14 protein-coding genes are annotated in these 15718 nt (G+C 72.9%); 4 read left to right on the forward strand and 10 right to left on the reverse strand.

The window, feature by feature from the left end; translation table 11 throughout:
* The 7 genes from ACFYYJ_RS32315 to zapE form a co-directional block, all read right to left on the reverse strand.
* Positions 1-990, reverse strand: a complete 990-nt coding sequence (locus tag ACFYYJ_RS32315) for a hypothetical protein (protein ID WP_389137640.1) — start codon at positions 988-990, stop codon at positions 1-3.
* Positions 987-2273, reverse strand: coding sequence for an MFS transporter (locus ACFYYJ_RS32320; protein WP_389137642.1), 1287 nt, complete (start codon positions 2271-2273; stop codon positions 987-989). Before ACFYYJ_RS32320 ends, ACFYYJ_RS32315 begins: the two co-directional genes overlap by 4 nt.
* The gene (locus ACFYYJ_RS32325) at positions 2273-3640 is read right to left on the reverse strand and encodes a discoidin domain-containing protein (protein ID WP_389137644.1); all 1368 of its coding nucleotides are present in this window, start codon (positions 3638-3640) and stop codon (positions 2273-2275) included. Before ACFYYJ_RS32325 ends, ACFYYJ_RS32320 begins: the two co-directional genes overlap by 1 nt.
* A gap of 282 nt (positions 3641-3922) precedes the next feature.
* Entirely contained in the window at positions 3923-4837 is a 915-nt protein-coding gene (locus ACFYYJ_RS32330; protein ID WP_385361335.1) for a polysaccharide deacetylase family protein, read from the reverse strand.
* A gap of 107 nt (positions 4838-4944) precedes the next feature.
* Complete coding sequence (locus ACFYYJ_RS32335; protein WP_389137646.1) at positions 4945-6306, reverse strand: alkaline phosphatase PhoX; 1362 nt, start codon at positions 6304-6306, stop codon at positions 4945-4947.
* Between the two features lie 247 nt (positions 6307-6553).
* Positions 6554-6979: an OsmC family protein gene (locus tag ACFYYJ_RS32340; RefSeq protein ID WP_376656940.1), complete on the reverse strand. Its 426-nt coding sequence runs from the start codon at positions 6977-6979 to the stop codon at positions 6554-6556.
* 61 nt (positions 6980-7040) lie between these two features.
* On the reverse strand, positions 7041-8141 hold the full coding sequence (zapE, locus tag ACFYYJ_RS32345; protein WP_385125935.1) for a cell division protein ZapE: 1101 nt from the start codon (positions 8139-8141) through the stop codon (positions 7041-7043).
* Between the two features lie 36 nt (positions 8142-8177).
* On the opposite strand from zapE, the gene ACFYYJ_RS32350 reads away from it, so the two are divergent.
* The 4 genes from ACFYYJ_RS32350 to msrB all read left to right on the forward strand — a co-directional run bounded on the left by ACFYYJ_RS32350 (position 8178) and on the right by msrB (position 11478).
* Positions 8178-8960, forward strand: coding sequence for a pyrimidine reductase family protein (locus ACFYYJ_RS32350; RefSeq protein ID WP_385125933.1), 783 nt, complete (start codon positions 8178-8180; stop codon positions 8958-8960).
* A 150-nt stretch (positions 8961-9110) separates the two neighbouring features.
* Positions 9111-9578, forward strand: a complete 468-nt coding sequence (locus ACFYYJ_RS32355) for an indole-3-glycerol phosphate synthase (protein WP_385125931.1) — start codon at positions 9111-9113, stop codon at positions 9576-9578.
* Between the two features lie 76 nt (positions 9579-9654).
* Positions 9655-11049: a UDP-N-acetylmuramate--L-alanine ligase gene (murC, locus tag ACFYYJ_RS32360; protein ID WP_389137649.1), complete on the forward strand. Its 1395-nt coding sequence runs from the start codon at positions 9655-9657 to the stop codon at positions 11047-11049.
* A gap of 15 nt (positions 11050-11064) precedes the next feature.
* Positions 11065-11478 carry a peptide-methionine (R)-S-oxide reductase MsrB gene (msrB, locus tag ACFYYJ_RS32365; RefSeq protein WP_385125929.1) on the forward strand — a complete coding sequence of 138 codons (414 nt, stop codon included), beginning with the start codon at positions 11065-11067 and terminating at the stop codon, positions 11476-11478.
* A 64-nt stretch (positions 11479-11542) separates the two neighbouring features.
* On the opposite strand, the gene ACFYYJ_RS32370 is transcribed toward msrB, so the two are convergent.
* Genes ACFYYJ_RS32370 through ACFYYJ_RS32380 form a run of 3 tightly spaced genes read right to left on the reverse strand, consistent with a single transcriptional unit; the run spans position 11543 to position 15500 of the window.
* Positions 11543-12442, reverse strand: a complete 900-nt coding sequence (locus ACFYYJ_RS32370; RefSeq protein ID WP_389137652.1) for a DUF6339 family protein — start codon at positions 12440-12442, stop codon at positions 11543-11545.
* The gene (locus ACFYYJ_RS32375) at positions 12439-13416 is read right to left on the reverse strand and encodes a hypothetical protein (protein WP_389137654.1); all 978 of its coding nucleotides are present in this window, start codon (positions 13414-13416) and stop codon (positions 12439-12441) included. The genes ACFYYJ_RS32370 and ACFYYJ_RS32375 overlap by 4 nt, the downstream gene beginning before the upstream one ends.
* On the reverse strand, positions 13413-15500 hold the full coding sequence (locus tag ACFYYJ_RS32380; protein ID WP_389137656.1) for a helix-turn-helix transcriptional regulator: 2088 nt from the start codon (positions 15498-15500) through the stop codon (positions 13413-13415). Before ACFYYJ_RS32380 ends, ACFYYJ_RS32375 begins: the two co-directional genes overlap by 4 nt.
* Positions 15501-15718: the final 218 nt, after the last annotated feature.

Here is a 15718-nt window from a genome sequence, read left to right on the forward strand (position 1 = left end):
TCAGTGCACGGCGACCGGCGACGAGCCGTTCGGTACGAGGAGCACGGGTGCTCCGCTGCCGTCCGCCGGGACCGACCGGATGTCGCTCGCACGGCCGTCGGCCCCCGGCAGGGCGTAGGCGACGGTCGAACCGTCCAGCCAGGCGGCCTGGTCGTCGACGCCGCGCGGCTCGGCCAGCGGATGCTCGGTCATGGTCGCCAGGTCGAGGACGTACAGCCGCCAGGGGTCCCGGGGATCGTCGGAGACCTTCTTCTTGAAGGCGACGCGGGTGCCGTCCGGTGACAAGGAGGGACACTCGACGTTCTCGCGCAGCGTCTTCGCCGACCAGTGCTCCAGGTCGCCCTCGACGAGGTGGGTGCGGCCGCCGGTGGAGACGGTGGCGTAGAAGCGATTGTCGTCGTCGGCGAAGCTCACCCCCCAGTAGTTGACGTCGGGGCTGTGGTGGCGGGCTCCGCCGAGCGTGAGCGGGATCTGCTCCATGGACTTGACGAGGTAGCCGGTGCGCAGGTCCAGGATCGACGTCCGGGTGGAGAAGGCGGAGGTGGCGTACGAGTCGCCGGTCGCGAAGGTCGTCCACGCGAGGACCTGCCCCGACGGGGAGACGCGGGCCCGGTTGGGGATGCCGGGAACGGTCACCCGGCGGACCTCCCGCAGGCGCCGGTCGAGTACGACGGCCTCCGTCCGGGCCGGGGTGCCCGGCAGCCTGCGCAGGCACAGGGCGTGCTCCCCGGCCGCGTGGAAGCGGTCGCAGGAGGGCCCGCCGCCCACGCGCTCCGCGCCGTCGCCGCTCTGCCGCGCGACCCGTCCGGTGGTCGCGTCCCGGAAGTACAGGCCCGGTCGCCCGGCGTCGAACGAGGCCTCGGCGCCGGCCTGCCGGAGCGGCCCGGCACGGTGCCTCGCGTGCAGTACGTAGCCGAGCGAGCCGCCCGCGAGGACGAGCACGGCGGTGATGACGAGGGCGAGGCGCAACCGGCGCGGGCGGAGGTTCATGACGGCTCCACGGGAGGGACGGGGACGCGGGCGGGGGCAGTGGTCCGGGCGGGGGCAGTGGTCCAGGCGGGCAGGATGCGCCGGGCGGCCGCGAGTGCCCCGGCCAGCGCGAGGGCGGCCGCCCACAGCGCGGGCCGCTGCCCCCAGAAGGTCCACGCGGCCCCGAATCCGGCGGCGCCGAGGAGCCGGGCCAGTGCCTGGCCGGTCTGCAGCACGGCGAGCCCGCCCGCGCGGCCGTGCGCGGGCAGCACGGGCGCGGCGAGCGCCATCAGGACCCCGTCGGTGGCGGCGTAGAAGATGCCCAGCAGGGCGAGTACGCCCACCACGGTCGGCAGGCCGACGGGGGCGAGCAGCAGGCCGTACGCGCCGAGCAGGGCGAGGTGCCCGAGGAGGAAGGCCGCGGGCCGCCCGGTCCGGTCGGCGATCCGGCCCACCGGGACGGCGAGCAGCAGGTAGACGGCGGCGGCGCCGAGCGGCAGCAGCGTGAACAGGGCGGGCGACAGGTCGAGTCCGCGCAGGAGCAGCAGGTAGAGGAAGGCGTCGCCGATGGTGGTGGCGCCCAGCAGGGCCGCGGCGTACAGGATGCGGCGGAAGACGGGGTCGCGCAGTGCGGTGCGGGTCGGGGCGGGCCTGCGGGCGGCGGCCGGGGTCCCGGCCCGGGGCGCGGCCGGGACGTACACGGCGAGCAGCAGCACTCCGAGCAGGCCGGTGCAGAAGCTGACGACGAACACCGCGTCGTAGGCGTCGGCGGTGGCCCACAGCACGGCGAACGCGACGAGCGGGCCGAGGAGGGCGCCGGTGGTGTCCATGGCGCGGTGCACGCCGAAGGACCGGCCCAGGGACTCCGGGGGGCCGCTGAGCGAGATCATGGCGTCGCGCGGGGCGGTGCGGATGCCCTTGCCCAGCCGGTCGGCGGCGAGCGCGGCGGCGATGCCGGCGGTGGCACCGCCCGCGAGGAGCAGGCCGAGCCGGGACAGCGCGGACAGCAGGTAGCCGGCCCCGGCGACCCGCTTGTGCCGGCCGCCGCGGTCGGCGAGCCGTCCGCCGAGCAGCCGTACGAGAGCGGTCGCGCCGTTGAACATGCCGTCCAGGAAGCCGAACTGGAGCGGGGACAGGCCGAGTCCGAGGACGAGGTAGAGCGGCAGGACCGCCGTGACCATCTCCGAGGAGACGTCGGTGACGAGGCTGACCGTGCCGAGCGCGAGGACGGCGGCGGGGACGCGCCGCCGGGCCCCTGGGGTGCGGGGCGGCGCGTCCGGGCGGCCGTTGGCGGCCAGGTACATCAGTGGCAGCTGTACGTGGGGCCGGTGTCCTTGACCTGTCCGTCGGTCCCGACGTAGCTCCAGCCGTAGCCGGTGTCGGTGAAGTCCAGCTTCAGGACGCCGTACGGTCCGCTGATCCGCTTCTGGCTGTTGGGCTGGACCTGTTCGATCGGGTAGGGCTCGGCGCCTCCCATTCCGCCGACGATCTCCACGATCCCGTCGGCGGTCGCCCGGCCCTCGGGGTCCTGCGGGGCGAACCGCTCGTAGTGGTGGTCGTGCCCGTTCAGGACGAGGTCGGCCTTCGCGGCGTACAGGATCTTCCACACCGGCTTGGAGACCGGGTCGTTGCCGTGCCCGCCGGAGGAGAACAGCGGGTGGTGCCAGTAGGCGGCCACGCACTTCTTGCCGTTGGCCGCGAGGTCGGCCTTGAGCCAGTCGATCTGGGCGGCCTGGTCGAAGGAGTTGGAGTCGAGGGCGATGAAGTGCCAGTTGCCCTCGTCGTAGCTGTACCAACTCTTGCCCTGCGGGAAGGCGATGCTCCCGAAGTACGACTTGTACCCGGCGAGGGAGCCGGCCGGGTCGTACGTCTCGTGGTTGCCGGGGACCGGCCGGGTCTTGGCCTTGAAGGCGCCCCAGCTCTTGTCGTAGTAGGCGCGGTAGTCGGAGAGCCGGGCGTCGTCGTACTGGTTGTCGCCCATCGTCAGGTAGAACCTCGGGTTCAGCCGTTGGGCGAGCGCGGCGGTCTTGGGGTGCGCGCAGCCGCTGTCGGAGGCCGTGCACTGCGCGGCGATGTCTCCGGCCGCGACCACGGAGAAGGCGCCGCCGGGCTGCGGCCCGCCGTCGACGGTGCCGTACACCTCGGCCTCGAAGAGCGAGTAGCCGTACGAGGTGCCGCGCGCGGTCCCGTACACGCGCAGGTAGCGGCCCTTGCCGGACAGGCCGGTCCAGTCGTCGGTGCCCCCGTTGCCCGCGGCCTCGCCGGCGAGCGTGGTCCAGGCGGCGCCGTCGGCGGAGATCTCGACGCGGTAGGCCTTGGCGTAGGCGGCCTCCCAGGTCAGACGTACCCGGGAGACGGTGGCGGGGGAGCCGAGGTCGACCCGGATCCACTGCGGGTCCTTGCCCTCGGCGCTGGCCCAACGGGTGGCGGTGTCGCCGTCGAAGGCGTTCTTCGCGCCCAGCGACGAGCTCTCGGTGGAGGAGGCGGTGGCGGGCTTCCCGCGCGATATGACGGGGTCGGCGGCGGTCCCGGCGGTCCCGGCGGCTCCGGCCGCTCCGGCCGCTCCGGCCCGTTCGGGCCAGGAGAGGAGGAGCCCGCCGGTGAGCGCGAGGACGGTGACGGCTATGAGGAGGAGGGTGCGGAGTTTGGTGCGGAAGGTCTTCAGGCGCATACCTGGACTCCCTGGCCTTGGGGGCGGCGAGAGCTGGACACAGGTGCGGGACGCCGCGCCCGGCCCGCGGGCGGGCAGGAGGCGGCGCCCGGCGGCCGGGTCAGAGCTCTCACTGAGCGCGTCATGCCGAGGGAGGAACCGGCACCGCGCCAAGCCGCCGCCGGGGACAGTAACAGGAAGGAAAGTTTCCTACCAGTGGTCCTGCAGCCCGGTGCGGCGGCCCGTACGGACCAGTCGGACGAAACCGGGCCGTACCGGTGTGGCCGAGGGTGCCCGACCCCGCTACTTGCCGATCAGCTCCGAGACCTTCACGAAGCGGTAGCCGCGCTTGCGCAGCTCCGGGACGATCTTCTGGATGGCTTCCTCGGTGACGGGGGCCGCGCTGCGCGTGCAGTGCATGACCACCACCGAGCCGGGCTTCACCCCGGCGAGCACCTGCTCGGCCACCGCGCCGGGGTCCTTCGCGAAGGCGTCCCCGCTCACCACGTCCCACTGGACCGCTGTGACCTTGGCCGTCGACAGGGCGCGCAGTGCGGCGTCGTCGTAGCAGCCGCCGGGGAAGCGGAAGTAGGGGACGGTGTTGACCGCGCCCGCCTTGCGGAAGGCCTCGAAGGCCCGGTCCACGTCGGCCCGGGCGGCGGCCTCGTCGAGCGCCGGCAGCCCGTAGCAGGGGGACTTGAAGGCGTGGTGGCTGTAGGAGTGGTTCGCGATCTCGAAGTTCGCGTCGGTGCCGATGGACTTGGCCTGGTCCGGGTACTCCTCGGCCCAGCGGCCCGTCATGAAGATCGTCGAGGGCACCTTGAGGGCGCGCAGCGTCGAGATGAGTTGGGGGTTGTCGAAGTGCTCCCCGGCGTCGGCGCGGGGCCCCTGATCGGAGGTCATGTCGGCGTCGAAGGTCAGCGCGACGGTCTTCTCGGTGTGCTGCTTGGCGCGCTCGAACACCGGGGTCAGGCCGTTCGGGCCGGGCGCCAGCATCGGGGCCTTGGCGGGGGCGCCCGCCTGCGGGGAGGCGGAGGAAGCGGCCGCGGAAGGGGCACCCGAGGGGTTCGCGGGCGAGCCGGACGCCGCGGGAGTGCCCATACGGGCCTGGGGGCCGGCGCCGGCCGTGCCGGTGGAGCCCCCGCAACCCGAGAGGCAGACACCGAGGGCGGCACTGAGAGCGGCCGCGACCGCCGCTTTGCGCACAGAAATGGTCACGCAGGCAAAATATATGACTATGTGGTGAGTGGCCGTCTGCGGCACTCCCGCCGGCCGAAGTCACCCTTCCGGCACACGGCCGCGCCGCCGAACGACCGAAGCCGGGGTCAGTGCCGCCAGGGCCCCGTCACCGCGAACGTCGTCCCGGGCAGGTACTGGTTGACGTACATCGTCCGCAGGTCGGGGGAGAAGGTGACCCCGGCGAACTCCCCGTACTCCGCGGCGTCTCCCGGCCGTCCGATGTCCTGCGCGTTGCGGGCCACCGGGTAGACCTCGCCGGCCGGGGTCACGCCGAAGACGTACTGATCTCCGCCGCCGTCCTCGCACACCATCAGGCCGCCGTCCGGGGCCAGGCAGATGTTGTCGGGGGAGTCCCCGGGCAGCGTCACGTCGGTGGCCGGTCCGAAGCGCACCTCCAGCCGGATCGTGCCGCGCACCGGGTCGTGGAACCACACCTGGCCGTGGTGGTCGGCCGCCGCCCCCTCGCCGCTGCGGGCGAAGCTGGAGACGAAGTGGACCCCGCCGAGGCGCCCGCCGCCCCAGTAGCAGCCCTCCAGCTTCTGCGCGTGCGTGATGCCGCCGGGCCCGAAGTCCTGGTACCGGATCGGGGTCCCGGCCGCCGAGGGGTCCGGAACCGGTACCCACTCCACCGGGAACTCGGCCCCGGGCTCCGCCACGACCGACAGGTCCGGGAGCCCGGGCACCCGGATGGCCTCCAGCAGGCCCCCCGCCCGCAGCGAGCCGAGGCCGCCGAGCGGCCGCTCCGGGAGGAAGCGGTAGAACAGCCCGAACGGCCTCACGAAGGCGTCCTCGGTCAGGTAGACCACCCCCCGGTACGGGTCCACGGCGACGGCCTCGTGGGCGAACCGCCCCAGCGCGGTCAGCGGGACGGCCCCCGAGCGCGACGGGTCGGCGGGGTCCACCTCGAAGACGTACCCGTGGTCCCGGGTGTAGCCGGACGTGCCCGCCCGGTCCTCGGTCTCCTCGCAGCTCAGCCAGGTGTTCCAGGGGGTCCGGCCGCCCGCGCAGTTGACGGCGGTGCCGGCCAGCGCGACCCGCTCGGCCGTGACCCGCCCGTCCGCGCCGAGTTCCAGGACCGTACAACCGCCGAGCGCCCCGGGGTCGTACGTCATGCCCGCGACGGCGGGCACCCGCAGCGCGGCGGTGACCCGGTTCTCGTGGTTGCGCACCAGTCGCACGCGCCCGCCGGCGGCACCGAACGCGGCCATGCCATCGCAGTTGGCGGGGACGGCGCCCTCGCCGGAGCGCAGCGGATCACCGGCGCGCGAGAGCACCCGGTAGGAGAAGCCGGCCGGCAGGTCGAGGAGCCCGCGCGGGTCGGGCAACAGCGGGCCGTACCCCCGCTCGCGCGCGCGGGCGGTCCCGGCGTCGCCGGTGAACAGGGCTCCGAGCGCGCCGCTGAAGGCGATCCCGCCGGCGGCGAGCAGACTGCGGCGGGTGACGGACATCGGCAACTCCCGGCGGTGGCGCAGGACATGTGACCGGGTCGTCCTACCATGCGCCGCGCCGGCCGGGCCGCCGCCGCGAGGCACCGGACCGCCGGGTCACCCGGCTGGTGGCTGGACGCGGGAAGCGGGCCGAGGCGCCGGGGACGACCGCGGCCGCCGCCGGGACGACCGCGGCGGCCGCCGGGACGACCGCGGCCGCCGCCGGAGCCGTTGCCCCGGTGGCGGCCGCGAGGTGCCGGGAAGCGCGTCAGGCGAGCTTGGCGCTCAGGGTGATCGTCGTACCCGTCAGGGCCTGGCTGACCGGGCAGTTCTTCTTGGCGTCCTCGGCCGCGGCGACGAAGGCGTCGTTGTCGATGCCCGGGACCTCGCCCTCCACCGTGAGGTGGATGCCCGTGATGCCCTCGCCGGGCTGGAAGGTGACGTCGGCCTTGGTCTCCAGCTTGGTGGGCGGGGTGCCCTTGCCCGCGAGGCCGTGGGACAGCGCCATCGAGAAGCAGCTGGAGTGGGCGGCGGCGATCAGCTCTTCCGGGCTGGTCTTGCCGTTGGCGGCCTCGGCGCGGGAGGGCCAGGAGACGTCGAACGATCCCTGCCCGGAGGAGTCGAGGGTGACCTGACCCTTGCCCTCCAGCAGGTTCCCTTCCCAAACGGTGTGCGCGTGGCGTGTGGTGGCCATGGTGGATCCCTTCGCAGAAGTGGGAACGGCCGGGGACCCGAGGGACCCGGCGGTCCCCAACCTACTGGGACACCAGGGGCTTTGCGTCGCGTGCCAGCGCGGTGAGCCGCGAGATGGCACGGAAGTACTTCTTGCGGTAGCCGCCGTTCAGCATCTCTTCACTGAACAGCCGGTCGAAGGCGACACCCGAGGCGAGCACGGGTATCTCGCGGTCGTACAGCCGGTCGGCCAGGACCACGAGCCGCAGCGCCGTCGACTGGTCCGGCACCGCGCCCACGTCGGTCAGGCAGACCGCGGTGACCCCGTCGGTCAGCGCGCCGTAGCGGCTCGGGTGGACCTTCGCCAGGTGCTCCAGGAGGTGCGGGAAGTCATCGAGGCTGGCGCCCGGGGTCGCGTACGCGGCCTTGGCGACCTGCTCGTCGGAGAACGGCGCGGGGGCCTCGGGCAGGCCGCGGTGGCGGTAGTCCTGGCCGTCGATCCGCAGCGGCCGGAAGTGCGCCGACAGGCCCTGGATCTCCCGCAGGAAGTCGGCGGCGGCGAAGCGGCCCTCGCCGAGCTTGCCGGGCAGGGTGTTGGAGGTCGCGGCCAGTGCCACGCCCTGCTCGACGAGGCGGCTGAGCAGCGAGGACACCAGGACGGTGTCGCCCGGGTCGTCCAGCTCGAATTCGTCGATGCACAGCAGCCGGTGCCCGCCCAGGGTCCGCACGGTCTGCTGGAAGCCGAGCGCGCCGACCAGGTTCGTCAGCTCCACGAAGGTGCCGAAGGCCTTCAGCGCGGGCTCGGCCGGGGTGGCGTGCCACAGGGAGGCCAGCAGGTGGGTCTTGCCGACGCCGTAGCCGCCGTCGAGGTAGACCCCGCGCGGGGCGGCGGGTGCGGCCGGCTTCTTGGAGAACCAGCGCTTCTTCGCGGCGCCGCTCGCGTGCGCCCCGCCCAGCCCGGCGGCGAAGCCGCTGAGCACGGTGACGGCCTCGGCCTGGCTCGGCTGGGTCGGATCCGGGTCGTACGTGTCGAAGCGCACCGAGTCGAAACGCGGCGGCGGGACCATCTCGGCCACCAGCCGCTCGGCGGGTACGTGCGGCTCGCGGGCGCACAGTGCCTGCGGGCCCGCGTCGGCTATCGGGGGCCGGGAGGCGGAACCGGGGGCGGAGAGTGATGTCGGCACAGCCCTTAACTCTACGGGGCGTGTCAGACTGCACCGATGCGACGCCTGTTCCCTGTGACCGATCAGACATCCGCCTCCCCGGAGGACCTGGCCGACCGGGAGTGGTCCCTGGACGAGCTCGCGGAGGCCTACGCGTACCCCGCGCTCGGGCCGGGAGACCACTGGCTGCGGGCGAACATGGTCTCCACCCTGGACGGGGCCGGCCAGCACGACGGCCGCTCGCAGCCCATCTCCGGCGAGACCGACATGCGGATCTTCGGCACCCTGCGGGCCCTGGCCGACGTGGTGGTCGTCGGAGCGGAAACGGTTCGCCAGGAGGGCTACCGCCCGGCCCGGGCCCGGGAGGTCTTCGCGGCCCGCCGCGCGGCCGCCGGTCAGGGCCCCGCCCCGGTCATCGCCGTGGTCACCGCGAGCATGGACCTGGACTTCGCGCTGCCCCTCTTCACCTCCCCCCTGGTGCCCACCCTGGTGCTCACCGGGGCCGCCGCGCCCGCCGGGCGGGTGGCCGAGGCCACCGCCGCCGGGGCGGAGGTCGTGGTGGCGGGCGAGGGTGCGCGCGTGGACGCGGCCCGCGTCGTACGGGAGCTGGCCGCGCGGGGCCTGCGCCGCCAGCTCACCGAGGGCGGGCCGAGGCTCCTGGGTCAGTTCGTGGCCGCCGACGCCCTCGACGAGCTGTGCCTGACGATCTCCCCGATGCTCACCGCGGGTGTCGCCCAGCGGATCGCCGGAGGGCCTTCCGTCACGGTTCCGCACCGGCTCGCGCCCGCCTGCGTACTGGAAGAGGCCGGGTTCCTGTTCACGCGTTACCGTCGGATCTGACACAAAGGCGGAATTTCTAGTTCCGTTTTGCTTCCAGAGGGCACATGCCTGGGCACGTATATCTGCGTATGGCCCCGCGTGGGAGCGGGGCAGGATGGTTTCCGCAGGGGGCCGGCCGGCCGGCCTCGGCCCATGAAGGAGAGGGCGTCCGTGTTCACGAGCGTATTGATGATCGAGCAGCCCCTGACCGCGGTGGACGTGGACTTCGTCACCACCCTCCACGGGGACGACTCGGTCTCCTTCGTCGTCCTCATGCAACCCCGTGGCGACCAGGACCGACTGCTGCGCGCCATCGACGACGTAGCGCTCGGTGAGCTTCCCGAGGCCATTCACGAGGGTGACGAACCCGAGGGCGAGGCGGCCCGCGGCCCGGCCGAACAGGCACTCGAATACTCGATGGACGCGCTGAGAAAGAAGGGCGCCAACGTCATCGGGCAGATCATCGAGCGCCACCCGCTCGACAAACTGAAGTCGGTGGTGGAGGAGACCGGCGCCGACGAGGTGATCGTCCTGACCGCCCCGCACTTCGTGGAGGAGTTCTTCCACCGGGACTGGGCGTCCCGGGCCCGCCACAAGGTGGGCGTTCCCGTGCTCAAGCTCTTCGCCCACAACGAATAGGCTTGGGCCGCAGGGCCCAGCCCGAAGCGTCAACCGCACAGCACCACACCCAGCACTCGATCCTGGAGCGACCTGAATGAAGCCCGGCCTGCCGACCGCCATGGAACGGCCCCACTTCATCGGCATCGGCGGCGCCGGCATGTCCGGCATCGCGAAGATCCTCGCCCAGCGCGGCGCCAAGGTGGCCGGCAGCGACTCCCGAGACTCCGAGACCGCCCAGGCGCTGCGCGCCCACGGCGCCACGGTCCACATCGGGCACGCCGCCGGCCACCTCGCCGAGGACTCCACCTGCGTGGTCGTCTCCAGCGCCATCCGCGCCGACAACCCGGAGCTGGCCCGCGCCGCCGAGCTCGGCATCCCCGTCGTGCACCGCTCCGACGCGCTCGCCGGCCTGATGGACGGGCTGCGCCCGATCGCGGTGGCCGGCACCCACGGCAAGACCACCACCACCTCGATGCTGGCGGTCTCCCTCTCGGCGCTGGGCCTGGACCCCTCGTACGCCATCGGCGGCGACCTGGACGCCCCCGGCTCCAACGCGCACCACGGCGAGGGCGACATCTTCGTCGCCGAGGCGGACGAGAGCGACCGCAGCTTCCACAAGTACGCCCCGCAGGTCGCGATCATCCTCAACGCGGAACTCGACCACCACGCGAACTACGCGTCGATGGACGAGATCCACGAGTCCTTCGAGACCTTCGTCGGCAGGATCGTGCCCGGCGGCACCCTCGTCGTCGCCCACGGCCAGGAGGGCGCCGCCGAGATCGCCCGCCGCGTCGCCGGCCGCGAGGGCCTCACCGTCGTCACGTACGGCGAGGAGCCCGAGGCCGACGTACGCATCACCAAGATCACCCCGCGCGGTCTGACCAGCGAGGTCACCGTCGTCGTCGACGGCCGGATGCTCACCTTCACCGTCTCCGTGCCCGGTCGCCACTACGCGCACAACGCCGTCGCGGCCCTCGCCGCCGGTGTCGCCCTCGGCATCCCGGCGCACAACCTGGCCTCCGCGCTCGGCAAGTACACCGGCGTCAAGCGCCGCCTCCAGCTCAAGGGCGAGGCGGCCGGCGTGCAGGTCATCGACTCGTACGCGCACCACCCGACGGAGATGACCGCCGACCTGGAGGCCATCCGCGGCGCCGCCGGGGACTCCCGGATCCTGGTCGTCTTCCAGCCCCACCTCTTCTCCCGCACCCAGGAGCTCGGCAAGGAGATGGGCCAGTCCCTCTCCCTGGCCGACGCCTCCGTGGTCCTGGACATCTACCCGGCCCGCGAGGACCCGATCCCGGGCGTCACCAGCGAGATCATCATCGCCGCCGCCCGCGCCGCCGGGGCCGACGTCACCGCCGAGCACTCCAAGGAGGCCGTCGCCGACGTGATCGCGGGAATGGCCAAGCCCGGCGATCTCGTTCTCACGATGGGCGCGGGCGACGTCACGGATCTGGGACCTCGGATCCTCGCCCGCCTGTCGAGCTGAGGGAGCGGGAACGTCATGTCGTACGAGGTGCAGAAGACGGACGAGCAGTGGCAGGCCGAGCTGACCCCGTCCGAGTACCAGGTGCTCCGCCTCGCGGGCACCGAGCCGGCCTTCCGGGGTGAGTACACCGACACCAAGACGGAGGGCGTCTACTCCTGTCGCGGCTGCGGCTCCGAACTGTTCCGTTCCACGGAGAAGTTCGAATCGCACTGCGGCTGGCCGTCGTTCTTCGACCCGAAGGACAGCGAGGCCGTCGAGCTGATCGCCGACACCTCGCACGGGATGGTCCGCACCGAGGTCCGCTGCGCGAAGTGCGGCTCCCACCTGGGGCACGTCTTCGAGGGCGAGGGCTACCCGACCCCCACGGACCAGCGCTACTGCATCAACAGCATCTCGCTGCGGCTGACCCCGGCCGCCGACGGGGGCTGACCGGCGGGTCGAACGGGGTGCGGGTCCACCGGTCGCCACCGGCAGACCCGCACCCCGGACGGCCTCAGGAACCGGAGGGTCGTGCCCGGTCGCGGTCCCGAAGGGGCGCCGCGGAGCTGAACCTCTCGAACATCACCGTGAGGAGATCGAGGGAGGTCCGCCGCGCGGTGCCGTCCTCGGGGCCGTCCGGCAACCCGTCCCACGGGACGGCCGCCGCGACTTCGGCGTCCTCGATCCACCGCGCCAGGGCGTCGTGGTCGGTCGCGTCGTGCGGTGCGATCACGTCGTACATCAGCGTGCTGCCCGCCGCGTTCACCGCGGCGCACAGCGCGTTGACGCGGTCGCCCAGCCGTGTCGCCCTCGAATCGGCCAGTCCCTTCAGGACCCGCACCATCGCCAACGCGGTGGGTTTGTGGTCGATGGCGTCCAGCCGCAAAGCCGTGTTGATCATGTCCTGACTGCCGCACGCGATCTCGACCGGTCGGTAGTCGTGCCCGTCGCGGAACATCTCGGCCGCCCACCACAACCGGGCGAAGGCCTGCGTGTAGTGGGCCCCGGAGAACCTCGGGGCACTGACCCGCTTCGCCGTGTCGTCCCCGGCCTCCCCCAACGCGAGGTGCCGCCACAGGACGTAGTCCGGCGCGACCGCCAACGCGAGGAAGTTCCACAGCTCCGGCCGGGCCGCCTCGGCGCGGGTCATGCGCAGGGTCGCGTGCAGCCTGGGTGCCAGCCAGGCGTCCGCCGCGGCGCGCGAACCGGCGAACCGGTGCATGGCCTCGTCCAGCAGCTCCCGGACGGGAGCGGTGTCCCAGCGGGCCGAGTCGTCCGCGATCGCCGTGCTCGCGCGCAGCACCGCCACCTGCGGAAGTCGCTCCTGCCCTGCTCGCACCCCGTTGGTCAGGTACGTGGAGACGGCTGCGGAGGGAAGCGTCGCCAGCCGTTCGGGGGCTTCGTACCGCGTCATCGGACCGGTCCTTCCTGGGCGCGCGACACGGCTCGGAGCGCCGTGGTGAGGTTCTTGGGGATCTGGGCCCGTCGTGAGGCCGCGTACTGGATCCGGGGCAGGAGCTCGGCCCAGCCGGCCCCTTCCTTGCGCCGGCCGTGGGCCTCGGTCAGGGCATCGGCGATCGGACGGCCCGGAAGGACGTCGGGGAGCATGGCCCGCAGGACCGACTCCCGCCATCCACCCGGAAGCTGCGGCGTCCCGTTCTCGTCCTGTTCGAGATCGCCGAGGGCCGTGTGGAACATCGCGGCCCAGACCTCGCCGGCGATCTGCGCCGCCACCAGCCCCGCCGTGGCCTTCTCCAGCGGCCCCCGGGCGCCGCCCAGCAAACCGGTGAACCCTTCGAAGGACGTGTTCAGCAGGATGGTCGGCATGTCGCCGGTGGTGTCGATGAACCACGCGGCGTCCTTGAACGGGCGGAGCCATTCCCGCGGGCCGTCGCGGAAGTCCTCCTCCACGATCTCCGTCTCGCGCTGACGCGTGGCCGTGCGTGCGAGGAAGTCGATGACCCAGGGCGTGTCGCAGGCACCGATGATCCGCCCGTCGACACCCCCGTGGCTGCCCACGACGCGTACGTCGAGCACGGCGCGGGCCACGTGCTCCGAACGTCGCAGGCGCACCTCGCCGTGCCAGTGCTTCTCGCCGCGGGCCCGCCGGAGGCGGCTGACCACGCGGGTGTTCGTGGCTCCCTCGGTCAGTACCGCGACGCACGTGACTCCGGCCCAAGGCCCGTCGGCGAGTTCGTCGCCCGGAACGGAGACCTCCAGCTCCAGGAGACCCTCCACCCAGTCGTCGCGCTCGACCTGGTGGAAGGCGACGACGCGCTCCCGCTGGGACACGAGGGGAAGGTGCAGGGGCACCCCGTCGACAACGGCCCGCCTGACGGTGACGTCGACCTTTCCGACGAGGGTCGGGTAGGGGTAGACGGTGGTCATGCGGAGGCCTCCCGTGCCTGCTCGATGTTCACGATCACGCCCGCCATGGCGGCGGCGACGGGATGGCTGGAGACGGCGGTGACCCCGCCGAACCGGACGGTGCGCACGTCGGGCGCCGTGACGACCGTGCCGTCGACGATGGCGCAGTTCTCCTTCCCCGTCAGTTCGGCCCACTCCAGGGCCGGCCTCCCGCCGGAGCGCACGTCGAACCGGACGACGGGAACGAGGTGCCACGGGTCCTCGCGCTGCGGCACGGTCACCGTCACGTCGAGGGACCACGCTCCCTCGGGATCGACGCGTCCGGTGACGCGGTCGACGACCGGGTACCCGTGGGCGCGCCGCCCCGCGGCCGTCGTGGGCGGGTCGAGCCGAAGGAGGCTGCGGAGCACCTCGGGCCCGGCGGAGACCTCGCGGCCGGTACGACGACCGATGAGGCCGCGGAGCGCCGCGTCCATGCCGGCGTTGAACTCGGTCAGCCGGCGCGGCGCGTTGGGATACAGCGCCGACACCTCTTCCGTGACGCCCCACCGGTCGTGCTCCGGAGGCTCGGCGGCCCGGAGGAAGGCCTCGGCGGCGTGCTCCGCCTCGCCGTCGTCACCGGTGGCGAACCCGGCGAGCAGTACGGCCTGGAAGGGGTCGACACCCATGCCGAGGCTCCGCGGGCGACGGGACGTCACCGTCATGCGGGTGCCGCGCATGCACACGATGCGGCTGTGTTCCTCGTCCGAGTCCGCGGCGGGCGTCACCAGCAGGACGGCCCGGTGGGCGACCGGTGCGGCCCCCCGGCCCTCGGACCGGAGCGGCGGGACGTCCAGCCGTACCTCCGCCGCGGCGACCTGGCCCGCCGCGGTGAGCTCGGTGACGGTTTCACCGTCCAGGTAGGCCTGGAACGCGCGCGCGAGCGCCGGGTGTCGCTCGTGCGGATCCACCCGCCGCTCGGGAACGACGGTCTCGTCGTCACGGAAGGCGCGGACGGAGACCTCCAGCGTCGCCGCGGTCGAGCGGCCCGCGGTCATGGCGGCCCAGAAGTTGTCGGCGATGGCGACGCCCAGGGCCTCGGTCATCTCCTGGAGCGTGTCGCCGGCGCCGGCCGCGTCATGGGCCCCCACGACGAGGAACGACGTACCGGGATCGTCGCTGTCCCGGTCGAGCCGCAGGTCCGCGACGTCCTGCTCGTCCGCCCACCAGGATCGGGAGACGCTCTCGCGTTCCTTCTCCGTGTCCGGCTCGCCGAGCCACGCCGGTCCGGCGTAGGCGACGCCGTCCACTTCTCGCCACGGGAGATCGAGCCGTCCGATGACACGACGGGCCGTGCGTCCCTCGTGGCTCTCCGACAGAGTGCTGTTCATCAGCACCAGGCCGAGTCGGCTGGCCGCCCAGAGTGTGGCCTTGCCGAGCCCGAACGAACCACCCGCACGATCGTTCCGCTTGTGGCTGTCGAGCTGGCGCCTGACCACGGCGGCGAACCGGCCGTCCCCGTATTCCGGGCCGGTGAGCCCGGCCGCGTTGTAGTCGTCCACCCGCAGGAGCAGCAGCGACGACTCGTCGCGCAGCGCCCGCAGGGCCTCCTCCAGCACCCGGCCGACCTTCTGCCGGGACCGGGCGGCCGCCTCGTAGTGCGCCTCCAGTTCCTCCCACCGCAAAGCGGCCAGGAACGCCTTCAGCGCCTCCCCCCTCAGCTCGTGCAGGGTGAAGCGGACGCGTACGGGGCGGGTCTGGTCGAGCCGCTCGTCCAGGGAGTTCTGTACGGTCTCGCGCGCGAGCACGGCCAACCCGGCCTCGAACGCGAACGCCGCGGCGTTGCCGTACTCGCGCCCGCCGTCGCGGTGGGCCAGGCGGTGGTGCCATCCGATCGGTCGCGCGGACCCGGCATCGGTGTCCCGGTTCATGACCGTGGAGACGTCCGTGTCGAGCAACTCCGCGATCCTGAGCATCATTTCGGTACGCGGTTGCGCCCTCCCCGTCACCCACGCGGACACGGCGGCACGCGTCAGCCCCAGCCGCTCGGCGAACTCCGCCTGTGTCAGTCCGCTCCGCCGGAGCTGACGTCCGAGCCAGGCTCCGAAGTCCTCGATGTCGTCCATGGCCGCCCCTCCCAGTCCGCCCACTTGAACAACGGCCAGCCTACCAGCAGGATTTGACGATCAAGATCACGTCAAACGACATTTGACACGACCCCTCCGGCCCGCGCCAGCAGACGCCGAATTTCGAAGGATTACCTGGACGGAGAGCGATTCGGCGAAGTGGGTGGACGTGCCCGTGATCGTCGGCATACCTTCGGTCACGTCCCTCCCTTTCGCGG

The sequence above is a fragment of the Streptomyces sp. NPDC002467 genome (assembly GCF_042889825.1).
Classification (GTDB): domain Bacteria; phylum Actinomycetota; class Actinomycetes; order Streptomycetales; family Streptomycetaceae; genus Streptomyces.